This window comes from uncultured Phascolarctobacterium sp., from assembly GCF_905212365.1.
Lineage (GTDB): Bacteria > Bacillota > Negativicutes > Acidaminococcales > Acidaminococcaceae > Phascolarctobacterium_A.
Window position 1 is genome coordinate 1 of the sequence record NZ_CAJMEH010000001.1, and the last position, 19,099, is coordinate 19,099.

General features: G+C 54.3%; 18 protein-coding genes and 1 pseudogene. 16 read left to right on the forward strand and 3 right to left on the reverse strand.

Features of this window, described 5'->3' with window-relative positions; translation table 11 throughout:
* The 10 genes and pseudogenes from QZ105_RS00005 to QZ105_RS00050 form a co-directional block, all read left to right on the forward strand.
* Positions 1 to 360 (forward strand): annotated as a pseudogene (locus QZ105_RS00005) (3-deoxy-7-phosphoheptulonate synthase); the annotation flags it as partial.
* Between the two features lie 194 nt (positions 361 to 554).
* Positions 555 to 1,427 carry a prephenate dehydrogenase gene (locus QZ105_RS00010; RefSeq protein WP_293727792.1) on the forward strand — a complete coding sequence of 291 codons (873 nt, stop codon included), beginning with the start codon at positions 555 to 557 and terminating at the stop codon, positions 1,425 to 1,427.
* Complete coding sequence (aroB, locus tag QZ105_RS00015) at positions 1,427 to 2,491, forward strand: 3-dehydroquinate synthase (RefSeq protein WP_293727793.1); 1,065 nt, start codon at positions 1,427 to 1,429, stop codon at positions 2,489 to 2,491. The genes QZ105_RS00010 and aroB overlap by 1 nt, the downstream gene beginning before the upstream one ends.
* A gap of 11 nt (positions 2,492 to 2,502) precedes the next feature.
* Complete coding sequence (aroA, locus tag QZ105_RS00020) at positions 2,503 to 3,828, forward strand: 3-phosphoshikimate 1-carboxyvinyltransferase (RefSeq protein ID WP_293727794.1); 1,326 nt, start codon at positions 2,503 to 2,505, stop codon at positions 3,826 to 3,828.
* Positions 3,825 to 4,919 (forward strand): chorismate synthase, encoded by a 1,095-nt coding sequence (aroC, locus tag QZ105_RS00025; protein ID WP_293727795.1) that lies wholly within the window; start codon positions 3,825 to 3,827, stop codon positions 4,917 to 4,919. Before aroA ends, aroC begins: the two co-directional genes overlap by 4 nt.
* Position 4,920: 1 nt before the next feature.
* Complete coding sequence (pheA, locus tag QZ105_RS00030) at positions 4,921 to 6,039, forward strand: prephenate dehydratase (protein WP_293727796.1); 1,119 nt, start codon at positions 4,921 to 4,923, stop codon at positions 6,037 to 6,039.
* Positions 6,040 to 6,041: 2 nt separating this feature from the next.
* Positions 6,042 to 6,860, forward strand: coding sequence for a shikimate dehydrogenase (gene aroE, locus QZ105_RS00035; RefSeq protein WP_293727797.1), 819 nt, complete (start codon positions 6,042 to 6,044; stop codon positions 6,858 to 6,860).
* On the forward strand, positions 6,857 to 7,357 hold the full coding sequence (locus QZ105_RS00040) for a shikimate kinase (protein ID WP_293727798.1): 501 nt from the start codon (positions 6,857 to 6,859) through the stop codon (positions 7,355 to 7,357). The genes aroE and QZ105_RS00040 overlap by 4 nt, the downstream gene beginning before the upstream one ends.
* Before the next feature lie 12 nt (positions 7,358 to 7,369).
* Complete coding sequence (gene aroQ / locus QZ105_RS00045; RefSeq protein ID WP_293727799.1) at positions 7,370 to 7,810, forward strand: type II 3-dehydroquinate dehydratase; 441 nt, start codon at positions 7,370 to 7,372, stop codon at positions 7,808 to 7,810.
* Between the two features lie 178 nt (positions 7,811 to 7,988).
* On the forward strand, positions 7,989 to 9,176 hold the full coding sequence (locus QZ105_RS00050; protein ID WP_293727800.1) for a dicarboxylate/amino acid:cation symporter: 1,188 nt from the start codon (positions 7,989 to 7,991) through the stop codon (positions 9,174 to 9,176).
* Positions 9,177 to 9,253: 77 nt separating this feature from the next.
* Here QZ105_RS00050 and QZ105_RS00055 read toward each other — a convergent pair whose 3' ends face one another.
* Complete coding sequence (locus QZ105_RS00055; RefSeq protein ID WP_293727801.1) at positions 9,254 to 10,939, reverse strand: DUF4127 family protein; 1,686 nt, start codon at positions 10,937 to 10,939, stop codon at positions 9,254 to 9,256.
* 194 nt (positions 10,940 to 11,133) lie between these two features.
* Here QZ105_RS00055 and rsmD point away from each other — a divergent pair, with 194 nt between their 5' ends.
* From rsmD to QZ105_RS00070, 3 genes are all read left to right on the forward strand, one after another.
* Positions 11,134 to 11,688: a 16S rRNA (guanine(966)-N(2))-methyltransferase RsmD gene (gene rsmD, locus QZ105_RS00060; protein WP_293727802.1), complete on the forward strand. Its 555-nt coding sequence runs from the start codon at positions 11,134 to 11,136 to the stop codon at positions 11,686 to 11,688.
* A 147-nt stretch (positions 11,689 to 11,835) separates the two neighbouring features.
* Positions 11,836 to 12,327 carry a pantetheine-phosphate adenylyltransferase gene (coaD, locus tag QZ105_RS00065; RefSeq protein WP_293727803.1) on the forward strand — a complete coding sequence of 164 codons (492 nt, stop codon included), beginning with the start codon at positions 11,836 to 11,838 and terminating at the stop codon, positions 12,325 to 12,327.
* An 18-nt stretch (positions 12,328 to 12,345) separates the two neighbouring features.
* Positions 12,346 to 12,942, forward strand: a complete 597-nt coding sequence (locus tag QZ105_RS00070; protein WP_293727804.1) for a hypothetical protein — start codon at positions 12,346 to 12,348, stop codon at positions 12,940 to 12,942.
* A gap of 128 nt (positions 12,943 to 13,070) precedes the next feature.
* Here the strand turns inward: QZ105_RS00070 and QZ105_RS00075 are convergent, their stop codons facing one another.
* On the reverse strand, positions 13,071 to 13,829 hold the full coding sequence (locus QZ105_RS00075; RefSeq protein WP_293727805.1) for a sulfite exporter TauE/SafE family protein: 759 nt from the start codon (positions 13,827 to 13,829) through the stop codon (positions 13,071 to 13,073).
* Between the two features lie 286 nt (positions 13,830 to 14,115).
* On the opposite strand from QZ105_RS00075, the gene QZ105_RS00080 reads away from it, so the two are divergent.
* The 3 genes from QZ105_RS00080 to QZ105_RS00090 all read left to right on the forward strand — a co-directional run bounded on the left by QZ105_RS00080 (position 14,116) and on the right by QZ105_RS00090 (position 17,660).
* Positions 14,116 to 15,813 carry an FAD-dependent oxidoreductase gene (locus QZ105_RS00080; protein ID WP_293727806.1) on the forward strand — a complete coding sequence of 566 codons (1,698 nt, stop codon included), beginning with the start codon at positions 14,116 to 14,118 and terminating at the stop codon, positions 15,811 to 15,813.
* Between the two features lie 75 nt (positions 15,814 to 15,888).
* Positions 15,889 to 16,332 (forward strand): C-GCAxxG-C-C family protein, encoded by a 444-nt coding sequence (locus QZ105_RS00085; RefSeq protein ID WP_293727807.1) that lies wholly within the window; start codon positions 15,889 to 15,891, stop codon positions 16,330 to 16,332.
* 143 nt (positions 16,333 to 16,475) lie between these two features.
* A complete protein-coding gene (locus tag QZ105_RS00090; RefSeq protein ID WP_366935927.1) occupies positions 16,476 to 17,660 on the forward strand; it encodes a PLP-dependent aminotransferase family protein in 1,185 nt (394 codons plus the stop codon).
* Positions 17,661 to 17,803: 143 nt separating this feature from the next.
* Here the strand turns inward: QZ105_RS00090 and QZ105_RS00095 are convergent, their stop codons facing one another.
* Entirely contained in the window at positions 17,804 to 18,880 is a 1,077-nt protein-coding gene (locus QZ105_RS00095; RefSeq protein ID WP_293727809.1) for a hypothetical protein, read from the reverse strand.
* Positions 18,881 to 19,099 lie beyond the last annotated feature (219 nt).

Consider the following 19,099-nt stretch of genomic DNA (forward strand, 5'->3'; position numbering starts at 1 on the left):
ATGTCCGCCGAATACATTAGGGCGGGCGGCAATGAAAATGTAATTTTGTGTGAGCGCGGCATCCGTACTTTTGAAACCTACACCCGCAATACGCTGGACTTGAGCGCGATTCCCGCTGTGAAAAAGCTCAGCCATCTGCCGGTAGTAGTGGATCCCAGCCATGCCGCCGGTATGTGGTGGATGGTAGAGCCCTTGGCAAAGGCTGCCGTAGCGGTAGGAGCCGACGGCTTGCTCATCGAGGTACATAACAATCCGGAATGCGCGCTGTGCGACGGCGCACAATCTTTGAAGCCGGAACGCTTCGCACGCTTGATGCAGGATTTAAAGGGAATTGCCCGCATTGTCGGCAGGGAAATGTAAAAATAAAACTCCCCCAGACATTTTGCAAGCAAAATGCCAGCCCCCTCAAGGAGGGGGCACAAAATTAGATTAAGCTTATTTTCTTGTCCTCCCTCGTTGAGGGAGGTGCCGAACGAATGTGAGGCGGAGGGAGTGGGCAATGGAGTAAAATTTTTCGCAGTATAGTAGTTTGGAATTTTTTAGGAGTGATTTTGTTGGAAGCTGGTTTTAGAAGTACCCAATGGCAGGAGCTGACCTTTGCCGTCGTAGGCCTGGGGTTGATTGGCGGATCTTACGCTAAGGCGCTGCGCCAATTGCAGGCCAAGCGCATCATCGGCGTGGAGCGTAATCCTGTAGTGCTGCGGCAGGCAGTTGAGCTGGGAATTATCGACGAGGCGCTGACGGAGGCAGGCCCTGAGCTGGCACAGGCCGACGTGCTGATTTGCGCTATTTATCCCGAGGCTATCGCAGGCTTCATTAAAAGCAACGTGCAGTTTTTGTCGCCTCATGTGCTGATAACCGACGTGGCCGGCATCAAGGGCGATATGATTCGCCGGGTGCAGGAGGCGTTGCTGCCCGGCATGGAATTTATCAGCGGACACCCGATGGCCGGACGGCAGAGCAGCGGCTTGGCTATGGCGGACGCGGCTATTTTCCATAACGCTAATTATATCGTCGTGCCGGAAGCAGGCAATACGCCGCAGGCCGTGGCCTGGCTGGAGCAGTTCGCTTTGGCGCTGGGCTGCGCGCGCACGGTGCGCGTAACGCCGGAGGAGCACGACCGCACGATTGCCTTCACCAGCAATTTGCCCCATGTGACGGCGGTGGCTTTAATGGACAGCTCGTCTTATAACGAAAAAACCAGGTACTTCGTAGCCGGAAGCTTCCGCGACGGCACCCGCGTTGCGGACATCAACCCGGAGCTGTGGTGCAGCCTTTTCCTGGCGAATAAGGAAAAGGTAGCCGACGAAATCGATAAATATATGGAGCAGCTGGAGCTGTGGCGCAACGCCTTGCGCGCAGGCGACGGCGAAACGCTGAAAGCTTTAATGCGGACTGCGGCTGCTCGCCGAAAGGAGCTTTATTGATGCAGAAAATTCATGTGGACTTAGGCCCTCACGCTTACGATATCGAAATCGCGGCGGGGCTGCTGCCCAGCGTGGGCGCTAAGGTGGCGGCGCTGCTGCCCAAGGCCCGCAAGGCAGCGATTATCAGCGACAGCAACGTAGCGCCGCTGTATGCCGCAGCGCTAGCCGAAAGCTTGCGGCAGGCAGGGCTTGCTGTGCTGCAGATTGTTTTTCCCGCAGGCGAGCAGAGCAAAAATATTACGGTGCTGAGCCGGGTTTTGGAAGAGCTGGCTGAAGGCGGCCTGACCCGCAGCGACGTGGTAGTAACGCTGGGCGGCGGCGTGGTCGGCGATTTGGGCGGCTTTGCGGCTGCCAGTTATATGCGCGGCGTGGCCTTTGTGCAGGTTCCCACCTCTTTGCTGGCGCAGATTGACAGCAGCGTGGGCGGTAAGGTAGCCGTGGATTTGCAGGCGGGCAAGAATTTAGCTGGCGCATTTTATCAGCCTAAGGCTGTGTTTATCGATACGGATTTGCTGGCGACGCTGCCGGTGCGCTTCTTGCACGACGGTTTGGCGGAAGCCATTAAGTATGGCTGTATTAAGGACGCGGCGCTGTTTGAAAAATTGGCGGGCTTTGCCGATGACGCGGAGCTTTTGCGCGATATCGGCAGCGTAGTGGCCAGCTGCTGCGCTATCAAAGCGCGCATTGTGGAGCAGGACGAATTTGATACGGGCCTGCGGATGCTGCTGAACTTCGGCCACACCTTGGGCCACGCTATTGAGCAGCACTTTGGCTACAGTCAATTTACGCACGGCGAGGGCGTGGCTATCGGCATGTACCAGCTGACCCAGCGCACGGAAGCCATGGGCCTGACAGCGCCGGGAACGGCGGAGCGCATTAAGAGCGTACTGCTGCAATACGGCTTGCCGCTGACTGCGGGCGTGGATAAAAGCCTGCTGCTGGACGCCATGGCGCGTGATAAAAAGAAAAACGGCAGCAGCATTACGCTTATCGTACTCAAGGCTATCGGCGAGGGCACGCTGCGTAAGCTGGAATGGCAGCAAGTGCCGGAATATTTAGGATAAAGGTAAAGCACATGGATTTGAACAAATTAACGCAAGACGCTACAGTAAAAATATATCCTGCAAAATTGCAGGGCACGGTGCAGGCTCCCTCCTCCAAAAGCATGGGGCACCGGGAAATAATCTGCGCCGGTCTGGCGGCAGGCACGAGTATCGTGGACAATATCAGTATGTCCAAGGATATCGAGGCTACCATGCGCTGCTTGAAGGCGCTGGACGTGGCCGTGGACGAAATTCCCAGCATGCTGCCGGGGCGCAAGGCCTTGCAGATTACCGGCACGGGACGCCCCGCAGCGGCGGCAGATTCTGTGGACTGCGGCGAAAGCGGCTCCACCCTGCGGTTTTTCATTCCTTTGGGCGCGACGCTGAACTGTCCGCTGACCTTTATGGGCCACGGCAAGCTGGTATCCCGCCCTTTGCAGGCTTATTACGATATTTTTGACGAGCAGCTTATTCAATATTTTACGGACGGCGGCAATTTGCCTTTGACGGTCAACGGCCGTCTGCGTCCGGGGATTTTTAAGCTGCCGGGCAATGTCAGCAGCCAGTTTGTCAGCGGGCTGCTGTTTGCGCTGCCCTTATTGGACGGCGATTCGGTGATTGAAATTACTTCGCCGCTGGAATCGGCGGCGTATGTGGATATGACGCTGCAATGCCTTGCTAAGTACGGTGTCAGCGTAAACAACGAAAACGGCGCGCACCGCCGCTATCTGATGTCGGGCAAGCAGCGCTACCGGGCGCAGAACAGCCGAGTGGAGGGCGACTGGTCCCAGGCGGCCTTTTGGCTGGCAGGCGGCAGCCTGGGCAGCGAGGTGGTATGCAGCGGCGTGGATTTCGCTTCGCTGCAGGGCGATAAGGCCGTGGTGGGAATTATGGAGCGCATGGGAGCAAACATTGCTTGCGGCGAAAACGCCGTTACCGTGAGTGGCGGCGTAACTCAGGCTACGGTTATCGACGCGGCCAACTGTCCCGATATTATTCCCGTACTGACGGCTGCGGCTGCGGTCAGCGAGGGCATTACTAAAATTATCAACGCGGCGCGGCTGCGTATTAAGGAATGCGACCGCTTGGCGGCTATGACCAGCGAGCTTAGTAAAATGGGCGCGCAGATTGTGGAGGAGGACGAGGGCTTGACCGTTTACGGGCAGCCCAGCGGCCTGATTGGCGGCGTGGATGTGGACGCCTGGAACGACCACCGCATCGCTATGAGCCTGGCCATTGCGGCCCAACGCTGTCGCCTGCCCATCGTGCTGCACGGCGCGGGCAGCGTCAGCAAATCCTATCCGACTTTCTGGACCGATTACTGCGCTTTGGGCGGAAAGATTGAGGTGCTGGCATGAGCGGCGTTTTTGGCATGAATATCAAAATGAGCATTTACGGCGAATCCCACGGCCGCTCCATCGGCGTGGTGCTGGACGGCCTGCCGCCGGGACTGGCGCTGGATGAAGAAGCGATAGCTAAGGAAATGGCTCGCCGTGCTCCCGGTCAAAGCGCGCTGACCACGGCGCGCAAGGAAAGCGACGCAGTGGAAATCCAGAGCGGTTTTTTCAACGGCTTTACTACGGGCACGCCCTTGTGCGCTCGCATTGCCAACAGCGACCAGCATTCTAAGGATTACAGCATTTTGCAGGATAAAATGCGCCCCGGCCACGCGGATTACGCAGGGCACGTGCGCTATCAGGGCTTTAACGATTATCGCGGCGGCGGCCATTTCAGCGGACGCTTGACTGCGCCATTGGTTTTTGCCGGCGCGGTGGCTAAGCAGGCCTTGGCCCAGTACGGCGTACTTGTGGGCGCGCATATCCTGCGCATCAGCGATATCGAGGATGCGGCCTTCGACCCTATGGGCATGACGGACGCGGAGCTGCTGGCCTTGCAGGCTAAAGCCTTCCCCGTGCTGGACGACGCTGCCGGAGAAAAAATGCAGCGGCGTATTTTGCAGGCCAAGGGAGATTTAAACAGCGTTGGCGGCGTAGTGGAGGCCATGTCGCTGCATCTGCCTGCGGGCGTAGGCGCGCCTTATTTCGATTCGGTGGAAAGCCGTTTAAGCCACGGCTTGTTTTCCGTGCCTGCGGTGAAGGGCGTGGAGTTTGGCGATGGCTTCGGCTTCGCAGGTTTGACGGGAGCTGAGGCCAACGACGAGCTGCATTACGACGGCGGCCAGGTGCGCGCGCTGACCAATCATAACGGCGGCGTGACCGGCGGCATTACCAATGGCATGCCTTTGGTGCTGCGGGCCGCGCTCAAGCCCACGCCGTCCATTTCGCGCCAGCAGCGCACGGTGAGCCTGAAAGAAAAAAGCGATACGACGCTGACCATCGTTGGGCGTCACGACCCCTGCATTGTGCAGCGCGCCGTACCGGTTATCGAAGCGGTTGTGGCCTGGAACCTGTGGGACTTAATATTGGAAGCAAAGAAATGGGAGAAATAAAATGCAGGAGCTTGATTTAGAACTCATCCGCAAGGAAATAGACAAGGCCGACCAGCAGCTGGCCGAGGTGCTGGAGCAGCGCCTGCAATTAGTAATGCAGGTGGCGGCTTATAAAAAATCCAAGGGTATGCCCGTAAAGGATAAAAATCGCGAAGCCAAGGTTATCGCTAAGGTTGCCGGTCTTTTGGAAAACAAGGATTATTCTATCGCCGTGAAAAATATTATGCGCGGCATCATCGACCAGGCCTGCGTTTTGGAAGAAACGGCCATGAGCGAAGCCAGCGACCGCACCTTCGAGGTGGCCTGCTTCGGCCCCGCCGGCTCCTTCACCCATCAGGCGCTGGACGAATATTTCCGCGGACGCAAATACAATCGCCATCATTACAATACCTTTGAAGAGGTCATCAGCAGCATTTCCGACGGCTCCATGGATTACGCCGTGCTGCCCATCGAAAACAGTTCCACCGGCGGCATCACCGAGGTTTATGACCTGCTGCGCCATTACGATTGCAGCATCGTGGGCGAGCAGTGCGTGAAAATCGAGCAAAATCTTTTGGGCTGCGCCGGCGCGACGCTGCAAAGCATCAAGACGGTTTATTCCCATCCCCAAGGCTTTAAACAGTGCAAGGATTTCTTCCGCGATTACCCCGACATGGAGCAGGTGCCCTATTTCAGCACCAGCAAAAGCGCCGAAGAGGTGGCGGAAAAGCAGGATATTACCCTGGGCGCAGTAGCGGGCAAGGCGGCGGCCGATATGTATAATTTGCAGATTATCGCCCCGGCCATCAACAGCAACAGCAATAATTACACCCGCTTCGTGATTATCGCCCGCAAGCCGGAAATCATTCCTCACGCCAATAAAATTACGCTGATTGTAGCCGTGAAGCATGAAACCGGCTCTTTGTACAAAATGCTGGCCAGCTTTTACCATACTGGTCTAAACCTGATGAACCTAGAATCGCGGCCCATGGGCAGCAAATCCTGGGAATACTTTTTCTATATCGACGTAACGGGCAATTTGTCCGACCCGTTGGTGGCGGACGTGATGGAAGAGGTCAAGGCCAAGAGTACTTACTTAAAGATTTTGGGCAATTACCGCGCTTACGAAAAGAAGAAATAAAAATGGAAAAGCTATACGGACTTTTAGGCGGCAAGCTGGGGCACAGCCTGTCGCCGCAGATTCACCAGCTGTTTTTCGCTTATACGGGGCGCAGCGGCCAGTATAATTTGCTGGAAACGGAGCTGGAGGATTTGCCGCAGCGGCTGCAGGAGCTGTGCCGCGCTTATGCGGGCTGCAATGTGACCATTCCTCATAAGCTGCACGTTATGCCGCTGCTGGATAAAATTGCGCCGGAGGCTGCGGCCATCGGCGCAGTCAATACCATCAAATTTACCGATGGCGTTGCGTTGGGCTATAACACGGATTATTTCGGCTTCGGGCGCATGCTGGCTTATAATGAAATTGAGCTGGCAGGCCGTACTGCCGCAGTGCTGGGCACGGGCGGAGCGGCGCGGGCAGTAGTCAAATATTTGGCAGACCAGGGCGTGAGCATGCTGTATTTAGTTACCCGCGACGTCAGCAAGGCCGACGGACATTTTTTGGAAATCGCGCCCATGGCGCAGTTTGTGAATTACGAAGAGCTGCGCGCTTTGCAGGGCGATTTGCTGGTCAACTGTACGCCGGTGGGTATGTACCCCAAAATTGCGGCGTCGCCCGTAGATGCGGAAATCAGCGCGGCTTTCGGCGCCAGCGTGGATTTAATCTACAATCCGGCGCAAACCTTGTTTTTGCAGCAGGCACAGGCGGCGGGGCATAAGGCGGTCAACGGCTTATTCATGCTGGTGGCGCAGGCAGTGGCGGCGCAAGAAATCTGGCAGGACGAAAGTTATGACAGCGGTTTAATCGTGCGCATCATGCGGGAGCTGGAGCAACAGCTATGAAAAATATTATTTTAATCGGGATGCCCGGCTGCGGCAAAAGCACTTTGGGCAAGCGGCTGGCCAAGCGCTTGGACCGCGAATTTTTCGACGCTGACGAAGTGTTGGAACAGCGGGAGCAGCGCACCATCAAAAGCTTTTTTGCAGAAAGCGAGGACGCCTTTCGCGAGGCGGAAACCCGCACGCTGGCCTATCTGGCACAGCTGCAGGGCGTCGTTATCGCCACGGGCGGCGGCGCGGTCAAGCGGCCGCAGAATATGGAGCTGCTCAAGCGGCAGGGCGTAGTGCTGTTTTTAGACCGGCAGCCGGATAAAATTATCGGCTGCATCGAAGGCGACGCGCGGCCTCTGCTGGCCGACGATAAGCAGCGCCTGTACACGCTGTACGACGAGCGCATCGCTCTTTACCGCCGTCACGCGGATAAAATTATTGAAAATAACGGCGACTTCGGCAAAACGCTGGCGCTTTTAGCGCAGTATGCTAAAGAAATCGCAGAATAAGCGAGGGATAATATGCGAAGAATTTTAGTATTAAACGGGCCCAATATCAATATGCTGGGCACCAGGGAAAAGGCTATTTACGGCCGCCGCGACTACGACAGCCTGTGCGCCTACATCCGCTCGGCGGCGGCTAAATTAGGCGTGGAAGTAGAACTTTTGCAAAGCAATTATGAGGGCGACATCGTTACCGCCATTCAAAAAGCTTACGGCGCTTTCGACGGCATTGTCATCAACCCCGCCGCCTTCACTCACTACAGCGTGGCGATTCTGGACGCGCTGAAGGCCGTTAATCTTCCGGCCATCGAGGTGCATATCAGCAATATTCACCAGCGCGAGGAATTCCGCCATCATTCCGTAACGGTAGCAGGCTGCATCGGGCAGATTTGCGGCCTGGGCTTTGCCGGTTATGCTCTGGCTTTGGAGGCGCTGGCCGTGTACGAGCCCGAAGCGTAAGAACGCTGCACGCGGCTGACAAGAGCATACCTGCGGCGTATCAAAGCTTCTCCTGCTGGGGAGAAGCTTAATTTTTTGCCTTAATTTAACTAAAATTCACAATTTTGCTTGCTATTTTATTTAGTGTACGCTATTATAATTACAGCTAATATTATTTTAAGGAAGTGGGAGTGTTTTTATGAGTATTTTAGGAAGTCTGCCTATGCGCCTGCTGCTGGGCGTAATTTTAGGCATGGGCGTGGGCCTGAGCGTGGGCGAAGGCGTTATGCAGGTGATTCTGACGGTCAAAAGCCTTTTGGGCCAGCTGATAAATTTCTGCGTGCCGCTGATTATCATCGGCTTTATCGCCCCGTCCATCACGCGGCTGGGGCAGCACGCCAGCGTTATGCTGCGTGTCGCCATCACCATCGCCTACGTTTCTTCCATTGGCGCGGCTTTCTTTTCTACGGCGGCAGGCTATACGCTGATACCCTTTTTGAATATTACGCCGACTGTAGACGGTCTCAAGGAGCTGCCCAAGCTGCTCTTTGATTTAAAGATTGCGCCGGTCATGAGCGTCATGAGCGCTTTGGTGCTGTCCGTGCTGATTGGTCTGGCTGCGGCCTGGACTAAATCTGAAACAATCATCAAATGCCTGGAGGAATTCCAGCAAATCGTTTTGGCCATTGTTACCCGCGTGGTTATCGCTATTCTGCCGGTTTTTATCGCCTGCACCTTCTGCGGTCTGGCTTACGAGGGCGCGATTACCAAGCAGCTGCCTGTGTTTCTCATCGTTGTGCTTATCGTTATGGCGGGGCACTATATTTGGCTGACGCTGCTGTACCTTTTGGCAGGCGCTTACGCTGGGGCTAATCCCATGAACGTGGTCAAGCATTACGGGCCGGCCTATATCACCGCCGTGGGCACCATGTCCTCCGCCGCTACGCTGGCCGTAGCGCTGAAATGCGCGCTGAAATCCACCGTGCTGCGCAAAGATTTGGTAAATTTCGGCATTCCCCTGTTTGCTAACATCCATTTGTGCGGCAGCGTGCTGACCGAAGTGTTCTTCGTTATGGTCGTATCCCAGGTGCTGTACGGCACGCTGCCTACCGTGGGCACGATGGTGCTGTTCTGCCTGCTGCTGGGCGTTTTCGCTATCGGCGCGCCCGGCGTACCCGGCGGTACGGTAATGGCTTCTTTGGGCTTAATCATCAGCGTGCTGGGCTTTGACGCTACCGGCACGGCATTGATGCTGACTATTTTCGCTTTGCAGGACAGCTTCGGCACTGCCTGCAACGTAACCGGCGACGGCGCGCTGACCTTGATGCTGACCGGCTACGCTAAAAAGCACGGCATCGACGAGGTTAAGGAAGTGGGCCTGCTGTAAGCGGCGTGTTTGCAAAACAGAATAAAATTTTACGGCGCATATCCTTGGGTTCAGGGTATGCGCCGTTTTATATGGGTTTAATCAGCGATAGGCTTCCTGCCTATCCGCATATCGACGTTTAAATCAACTTCAAAAATGCGGTTCCAGGGTAAGCGCGCACCTACGGTCAAATCGCGCAGATAATAGGCGGCGTTTTCCGCTTGAAAAAATGGCGTGCGTCCTAAATTACGATGCAGCAGCAGCCAGGCGTCCAGGCTGAGCCGCGCTTGAATACGCGCTTCCACCTGCGGCTTATTTTCCGCAGTCAGGGCCGTAGGCGTAACGCCGAAGCTTTCCAGATAGGGGCGCAGCTGGGGGTGCAGTAGCTTTTGGTAAAAATAATCTTCCAGAATGCGTTCAGCGGTGAAGCGCAGGTTTTCGGCATAAAGGGCGAGCAGTTGCTGTTCGTCGGCATTGGCGCTGCGCAGCCGGCGCAAGCGGCCGCTGACAATTACGGCCTGGGCCAGCGCCGTGCCGGAGGAATTGCTGAAGGTGTTCCACCCGGCGTAAGCCGCTAAACGGTTGAGCGGCACATCGTTAGCTAAAAGCCGGGGCAGCAGCAATTCTTCCGCGGCAAAATTAGCGCTGGCGTCGATTAAGGCCACGGGCTTGCCGCTGTGCAGCAGGTTTTGCAAATTTTCTACCTGAGCCGCGCTGGGGCGGCTGTCCTCGTCGCCGCAGTTAATATAGCAAGCTATGTCGGCGTCCTGTAAATTATCGATTAGTTGAGCGCCGAGCAGCTGCGCCTGATTGCGCAGAGCGGCGTTGACGCTGACGGCCATATAGGGCATATATTTAAATTCCGCGGACGGATCGGCGTACTGCAAATAGATTTTGGGCTGCCAGCCGCTGCTTTGCAAATAGCGGCGCGCTACAAGCAGGGCGGCGATTTCGTCCGCGCCGCAGGTGAGCGTGGCCTGATTTTGCCAGCCGCGCCGCTCGATAAGATTTTCCAAACGCAGCGCGCTGCGGTGGGGCAGGCCCAGGGGCGAAGCGTCGTCCTGGCCGATGACGACGGCGGGCAGGCCGTTTGGCGATATATCGCCGCAGAGCTTAGCCAGCAGCAGGCTGTTGAAGCTTTGGCTTTGCTCGTAAAGCTTCAGATATTTTTCTAAAATGGGGGACGGTATCTGCTTTTGATAATCTAAAAGCTGGCGCGTAAAGTAAGGGTCGTTATTGATTTCCGTCATGTCCAGCAGCTGGGAATAACGCATGAGATGGTATTGGTACCAGCGGTCGGGCAGCAGCTCGTCGCTGACCAGCAGGCGGGGAATAACGCTGAAAATTGTCTGCGGGCTTTGGCCGCGGCGCCGGAGCTCTTGCAGTGCGTCGGCCAGCTGCGCTTGTTCCTGTGCGTCGGCGGTGCGCTGCCGCGCTTGCAGCAGGCCGCCGTGAAGCAAAAGGTCGGCGGAAACAATGCTGTAGGGGTAGGCGGGAGCGTTAGCCTCCAGCCAGGCTAAAAGTTTTTCTTTAGCCTCAGGCTGTTGGTAGTTGTCAATCAGGGCTTTTGGCGGTACAATTACATCTATAGCGGCTAAGCGGCCCAGCTTTTGCACCATGGGACCGCACACGGGGCGGCTGTCTAAGGGCAGCAGCAACACGCGGTCGGTCGGCTGCGTTTTTGGCACAGCTAGAGGCGGGGCGGAGGGCAGGCTGAAAAAAGCAAAATAAAAAGCGAGCGCGCAAAGCGATAAGAATAGGAAAATATTTTTCAGCTTTTTCATGGCGGCGCTCCTTTCACGAATTATTATGTTAATTATACCATGTTTACCACGGCTCTGGCAGTGCCTGCTGCTTGTTAATCGCTGTGTGCAAACATCATGCCGCGCTTTTTAGAGTGGCTGCAAGGCGAGCAGGGTCAGGAAATTATAGAAAAGATTGGTTATGTAAAATTATAGATTTATTTACGGGAGGAAGTATGCGGATTATTACCGGTCGGGCGCGGGGGCTGTCGCTGACCGTGCCCAAAACTTACGACGTGCGGCCCACGGCGGACCGCGTTAAGGAATCGCTTTTTAATATTATCGGCAGCAAAATCATCGGCGCGCAGGTGCTGGATTTATTCGCCGGGACGGGCAATTTAGGTCTGGAAAGCTGGAGCCGCGGCGCAGCGGCCATCACCTTTATCGACGAAAGCAAGGAATCGCTGCGCCTGGTAAAAAGCAATATTGCCAAATGCCGCGCCGAGGCGGACTGCACGGTTATCAAGGGCAGCGCGCCGCAGGTTGCGGAACGGCTGGCGGCGCAGGGGCAGCGTTTTGATTTTGCCTTTTGCGACCCTCCATATAATAAGGGCTGGGTGCAGCAGATTTTCGCGGCGCTGGAGCGCAGTCCTTTTTTGGCTGCGGGCGGTTATTTGATTGTGGAGCGTTCCGCTCACGACCCGCTGCCGCCGCTGCCGCCCGGGTGCGAGCTGGTACGCAGCAGCCGTTACGGCGAAACGGAAGTGGATTTTATTTTATGGCAGGGCTGACGGTTTTTCAGAAGATATTTGCCGAATAGCTTGATAGTTTGTTAAAATAAAAAAGGATATTAGCGATTTGTGTCGAATAGATAAGAGACAAATTAGGTGGCTTTTGGCCTTGGGCAAGAGCCAGAGATAATGTAGGAGGTCTGGCTTATGCGCAGAGCAGTTTGTCCAGGTAGTTTTGACCCTGTAACTAAAGGGCATATAGATATTTTTGAAAGAGCGAGCGCTATGTTTGACGAGCTGATTATCAGCGTCTTTCATAATCCCGGTAAGGATAAGGCCATGTTTTCCATGCAGGAGCGAGTGGAAATGCTGGAGGAGGCGACCAAGCATATTCCTAATGTGCGCGTGACCTGCTTTTCCGGCTTGCTGAACGAGTTTTGCCGCAAGGAGGAGGCTCATTTCATCGTCAGGGGCCTGCGGGCTTTTACTGATTTTGAATATGAATTTCAGCGGGCGCTGCTGCTGAAAAAAATAGACTGCCGTTTGGAAACGGTGTTTATTATGACTAACGCTAAATATTCCTTCGTCAGCTCCTCCGGTGTGCGCGAGCTGGCAACCTTTGGCGGGCAGCTGAAAGATTTGGTGCCCGAATGTATTGAAGAACGCGTGCGCAAGCATGTTTGTGAAAAGTTTGAATGATGTGCGGAGATGACGGAAATGATTGAACGCAATAATACTAACGTAGCTTTGGACAGACTCTTTGAAGAACTGTATAATATGATTGCAGAAGCTAAGAGCGTGCCTTTTACGGAGAAAATTCTGCTGGATGAAAGCGATTTGGCTAATCTAATCGAGGATTTAAAAGAGGCGATTCCTCGCGAGATAAAAAGCGCTACCCAGGTGCTAGAGGAGCAGAAAAGTATTGTCAACAGGGCTTACGCCGACGCCGACCGTATCGTGCAGCAGGCTAAGGACGAGGCTGCGCGTATCGTAGCCGCCGCTCAGGCTGAAGCCGACGCCAAGATTCAGCAGGAGGAAATCGTTAAGCAGGCTAACGCTGTGGCTGAAGAAATCAAAAACAACGCGCTGCGCTATCAGGAGGAGACCAAGGCTGCCGCCGACGATTACGCGCTGCGGGTGAAGCACGATTCCCTGCAATATGCAGACGATATGCTGGCTTATTTGGGCGAAAATTTACAGAGCGCTTTGCAGGGCATGGCCGATAACCGCGAAAACATCAGCAACGAGATGCGTAACGTGCTGAACGGGCAGCTTGAAGAGCCGCAGCAGGAAGAACCTGAGGAAGAAGAATAAAAGTAAAATTGGTTTGTCTAAAATAAAAACATGGGGCGACCGCAGTGAACGATTTATTTTCGTTAATGCGGCCGCCCTTTTTTATACGGATTTATCTGTTTTTTTAAATTTTTTAAGCGGAGGTTTTCTTAGTGCTTAAATAATAAGAGCAGTCCGCCGATGGTCGGCATACAGATGACGATATAGCGCAGCGTATTTGGCGAGGCCATGCGCGTAAGCTTAGCGCCGCCGTAAGCGCCGAGGGCGAGCCCTCCCAGCGTCTGCAGAAAGATAAATAAATCTAGATGGCCGTTGAATAAATAGCTCAGGCCGCCAGCGACGGAAATGGGCAGAATGATGAGCATGGTAGTGCCGATGGCGTGGTACAGCGACAGTCCGAAAAACAGCATCAGGCTGATTTGGATAAAGGCCGTCGCGCCGATGCCGAACGCTCCCGATAAAAAGCCCGTTATCAAACCGATGGACAGGCTGTAATAATAAAAGCGCGCGCCCTGCGCCGTGGAAGCGTGGCGCTGAATGAAGCTGTCCAGCATTTCTTTGCGGAACAGAATAATGTAAACCAGACCGGAAGATAAAAGCAGCATACTCGCCGTAGCGCAAGCCAAAATATTTGCAGGCAGAACGTCGCTGACTTGCGCGCCGCAAGTCGCGCCCAGCATACCTGCAATGCCGGTGGTAATGCCTATTTTGATAATGACATCGCCTTCGCGGAAGTGACTGATGGCGCCGGACAGCATAGTGAAGCACATGGCGGATAGCGACACGCCCAGCGCGGTGTGGATGGGGATGCCGAAGCCGACGGTTAAAAGCGTAATCGTCAGTCCTGCGCCGCCAGCGCCTGCAAAACCTAAAAGTGCGCCGAGAAGAATCATTGCTGCAAAAATCATAAAGCTCGCTTCTTTCACATGATAATTTTACTTTATCATAAAATATTGAATTGCAGCTTGTCAAGCGAATTAAAAATATCAGCGTGAGTTGCTCGCGTTAAATTCGTTTTGCTTTTGGGCTTTGCAGCGGCGGACGCCGGGAGAATTTTGCTTGCGCGGCTTTACCTGTTCACAGCAAGTTTTATCTTTAAGAGGCTTTAGCAAAAGGTAAAAACGCTTCTGCGTCGAATTATATAAATAAAAGTGAAGCCGGTTAAGGCGGTTTAAGACGAGGAGCGTGATTTTTATGGCAAAGCGTGTGGTAATTATCGGCGGTGTGGCGACGGGTATGAAAACGGCGTCCCGTTTGCGCCGCCGCGATAAGGATGCGGAAATTATCGTGCTGGAGCGGGGACCGGAGCTGAGCTACGGCGCCTGCGGCTTTCCGTATTTTATCGGCGGCGAAGTGAAAAGCTTTGACAGCTTCGACCATACGCCCCAGGGCGCGAAGCGCGACGCAGAATATTTCCGCAAAGTGAAGGGCGTGGACGCGCGCACGGGCTGCAATGTGACGGCCATCGACCGCGCGCAGAAATGCGTGACCTATGTGGAAAACGGCGAGAGCAAAACGCTGGCTTACGACGTGCTGGTTCTGGGCACGGGCGCGACGCCGGTAAAATTGCCGCTGCCAAATGCGGACGCGGCTGGCATTCACAGCTTTTGGTTCCCCTGGGACGTTAAGGCAGTGGACCGCGAAATTCAAGAGCGCGGCGTGACGGATGCGGTAATTATCGGCGCGGGCTTTATCGGTATGGAGCTGGCGGAGGCCTTTGTGCACCGCGGGCTGCGCACCAGCGTTGTGGAAATGCAGGACAGGGTGCTGCCCCAGCTTTTGGATAAGGAAATGGCGGATTTGCTGCTGAAGCCGCTGCAGAAGGCAGGCTTGAATTTATATTTGGTCGAAAAAACCGTGGGCTTTACGGCGGAGGGCGGCGTTGTGACCGGCGTGCGGACGGATAAGCGGGAAATTCCCGCGCAGCTGGTTATCGTGGCCGTCGGCGTGCGTCCCAACGTGGAACTGGCGCGGGCGGCTGGTTTGGAAATCGGCGCGACGGGCTGCATTGCGGTCAACGAATATTTGCAGACCAGCGACCCCTGCATTTATGCAGGCGGCGACTGTGCGGAAAATACCAACCGCGTCAGCGGCGCGAAAATTTTTGCGCCCATGGGCTCCACGGCCAATAAGCACGGCCGCGTGATTGCAGACAACATCTGCGGCGACGGCATTAAATATCCCGGCGTTTTGGGGACGGGCGTGTGCCGCGTCTTTTCCTGCAATGCGGGCAGCACGGGCCTGAACGAGCGCAGCGCTGCGGCCGCCGGCATAAAATTTAAGAGCGTCGTGGTTCCGGGATTCGACCGCCTGGGCTATATGCCGGGAGCAGGGCGCTTAATACTTAAGCTGCTGGCGGAAGAAGGAACGGAGCGCTTGCTGGGCTTGCAGGCCGTGGGAGCTAATGCGGACAAGCGCATCGATACTATGGTTGCGGCGCTGTCCATGGGCGCGACTTTGGAAGACCTAGCTAATTTTGATATCGCTTACGCGCCGCCCTTTAACGGGCCCATCGATAATTTAGCGACGGCGGCCAATGTTTTGCACAACAAAATGACGGGGCAGCTGCGCGGCGTCAATCCGAAAGATTTTGAAGCGGAGCGCGCTAAGGGCGACTATCTTTTCGTGGATGTGCGCACTCCCGGCGAGGTGGCGGCCAACCGCATCGCGGGGATTCCCAACCGCGTTAACGTGCCGCTGGACCAGGTGCGGGACTGCGGCGAGCTGTGCCCCAAGGATACGCGCATCATTACCGCTTGCCAAATCGATTTGCGCGGCTACGAAGCGGAGGTTATGCTGCGGGCGAAGGGCTATGAAAATGTTCAGAGTCTGGAAGGCGGCATGAGCGGCTGGCCCTACGCAACCGAAAGCGACGCGCAGCGGCAAAAATAAAATTTGTTATGCAGGACAAACTGCATAGCGTCTTGGGCGGATTATAAAATATAAATCACAAAGAGGAGGAGAGTTATGAGCGAATTTAGCGAAAGAATGGGCATGGCGGCAGGCAATAATTTTAAGAGCGGCTTCAATTGCTGCGAGGCGATTGTGGAAACCTTCCGCAAGGAAGCGGGCGTAAATATCGACGACAACGCTTTTCGTCTGTGCAGCGGCTTCGGCGGCGGCATCGGACACGCACGCGATTTGTGCGGCGCGCTGGCGGGCTGCACCATGGTTATCAGCACGCTGGCTGGGCGCAATCACCCCAGCGACAAATCCTTGGGCGAAATTTATCCCTTGACGCTGGAATTTCAGCAGCGCTTTAAAGAAGCCTTCGGCAGCACGGCCTGCGGCGATTTGATGCCCTACGAATTCAACACGCGCGACCATTTGAAAAACTGTCTCAAGCTGGTCAACAAAGTAGCGCAGCTTTTGGCTATTTATCTGGAAGAAAAGGCGCTGCTTAAAGCGTAAATATTGTTACAAGAAATTTTAATGCACAAGCAGATTTTATGGTTCCGTAATTTTTGCTTGTGCATTGTTTTGCGCAGTGCTAAAATATTTAGTACGTTAAAAATATAACGTCAAGAAATAAAATTACCAATGAAGTGAGGGTGTTGAACATGAATTTCGCTAAACGTATGGAGCGGATGCAGGCTTCTGAAATCCGCGAGCTGCTGAAATTAACAGCTAAACCTGATATTATTTCTTTCGCAGGCGGCTTGCCCGCTCCTGAACTTTTCCCCGTGGAAGAAATCGCTAAGGTTTCCCACGATTTAGTATTGAAGGAGGGCCGTCAGCTGTTGCAATACGCTACTACCGAAGGCCGTCCGTCCCTGCGCGCTAAAATCGCTAAGCGTATGGCCGATAAATATAATACGCAAGTAGACCCGGACGATATTTTGATTACCACCGGCTCCCAGCAATGCCTGGATTTTGTAGGCAAGCTGTTCCTTGACCCCGACGACGTCGTGCTGTGCGAAAGCCCGTCCTATCTGGGTGCGCTCAACGCCTTCAACGCTTACCAGCCTAAATTTGTCGAGGTTCCCACCGATAACGGCGGCCTGATTCCCGAAGAGCTGGATAAAATTCTGTCCACAACTCCCAAATGCAAATTTATTTACGTAATCCCCGACTTCCAAAACCCCACTGGCCGCACCTGGTCCTTGGAACGTCGCCAGAAATTTATGGAAGTCGTTAATAAGCACAACCTGCCGGTAGTAGAGGATAACCCCTACGGCGAGCTGCGCTATGAGGGAGAAATTCTGCCATCTTTGAAATCCATGGATACCAAGGGCTTGGTTATGTTCCTGGGCACCTTCTCCAAAATTTTCTGCCCCGGCCTGCGTCTTGGCTGGGTTGCCGCCGAGCACAGCCTGCTGACCGAGTTCGTAAAAATTAAACAAAGCGCCGATCTGCACACCTCCAACTTCGACCAGGGCGTGGCCGACGCTTATATGGAAGCTTACGATTTGGATAAGCACGTTAAGGAAATCGTCGCTTTGTACAAGCATCGCCGCGATTTGATTCTGGAATCCATGGAAAAATATTTACCCGCAGGCACCGAATGGACGCATCCCGAAGGCGGCCTGTTCCTGTGGCTGACCTTCCCCGAAGGCGTAAGCGCCCGCAAGGTATTCGACAAGTGCATCGAAATGAAAGTAGCCGGCGTTATCGGCGACGCTTTCTATCCTAACCAAAAAACCGACCGCAGCATGCGCATTAATTATTCCAATATGCCGGACGACAGAATCGTCGAGGGCATTCAGCGCATGGCTAAGGCTATTAAGGAAGCTATGTAAGCGCCGCTCAAAAATTTGCTTACGGCTCTGCCAAAATAAAAGCTTACCGTCGTTCTGTAAACGGAACGGCGGTATTTTTGCGCAAAAAAAGCTGCCGCACTTTTTAGTGCGACAGCCATGTTTTTTTGGGGAGGCCTATAGCTTTACAGTTCTTTTTGCACGCGGCCGAACAGGATGTACATAACGCCTGCGGCTTCGTCGGGGAATTTAAAAAGCAGCTCCTTGCCTTCTTTGGTGAAGAACGTAACCATGTTGATATTATCAAATTCGGCTTTGGTAATGTCCTGCAATTTTACGTCGAAGGCGTTCTTCTGGCTGATATAGATGATGCGCTTGCTGGTAAGGAAGAAGTGGCCCAGCTCCAGCAGCACGGTAGCCTCCTCTTTAATTTTGGGATGCTCCAGCTTTTCGCCTTTGAAGTTGACGGTTTCGTCAATACTGAATTTGCGGGTCAGCTCGAAATAGTTATCCTCTTTTTCGATGACCTTATTCTGGCACAGGCCGCAGTTGACATAAGCGCGGCAGGCCTCGCCCTTTTCCAACGGCAGGTCGACCTTAATATCGCCCAGCTTCTGGTGTTCGGCGTTCCACAAATCGCGGTACTTATGCAGGGCGTTGACGATATTGTTTTTAAATTCGTAGGGAATGTCGAGAGCGGCGCAGTCGGCGCGGAAGGCTGCCTCCTGTTCCGGGCTGTAGCGGGCTTCCTTGGAAATATCCTCGAAGAGCAGATTGAAATGAGCCTGGAAAACCTGCTTGCGGATGGACAGGCCGTCCTCGTAATCGTAGCCGAACAGCTCGTTGATCGCGTTGATATCCAGCTTTTCTTCGCCGGACAGCAGCTTGCGGCAGCGAATAAAATAGGCGGCGGTTTTAGCGCCCTTGTCCGCCAGCTTGATTAAGTGGGGCGGCAGCTCCAACAGCTGCGCTAAACGCTCGGTTCGCGCAAAAAGAGGATCGTCGGCGCTTTGCGCGTCGGTATAAACCAAGTCGGCCAGCTTGCGGTAAAGGCCGCTGCGCTGCTGTAAATTTTCTTCGCTGAATTTAACGCCCCATTTTTTCAGAGCGCCGCGCACATCGTTTTCGCTAACGGATGTAATATCATTGGCTGCGGCCAGCAGATTGTTCAGCTCCTTCCAGCCGTTTTCCGCCGGTTTGCTGCCGAACATTTTAGATAAAAAACCGCATGCTTCTAATTCTTGAGGACTGTAAGGCTTCACTGCAAATCTCCTTTCAGCGGCGCTTGTAAGAGAGCCGCTGTTTTTATTTATCATAAGACGCTTAATAGCTGCATACAGATATTATTATACTGTAAAATTTCTGTGAAAGGAAGATGAAAGAAAAATTTTCTTTGCGTTGGCGCAGTGCGAGGAAAGGAGAGATTCGTCGGACGGCAAACAAAAAAGACCGCCAATAGTCGGACTGAAACCGAAGCTTGG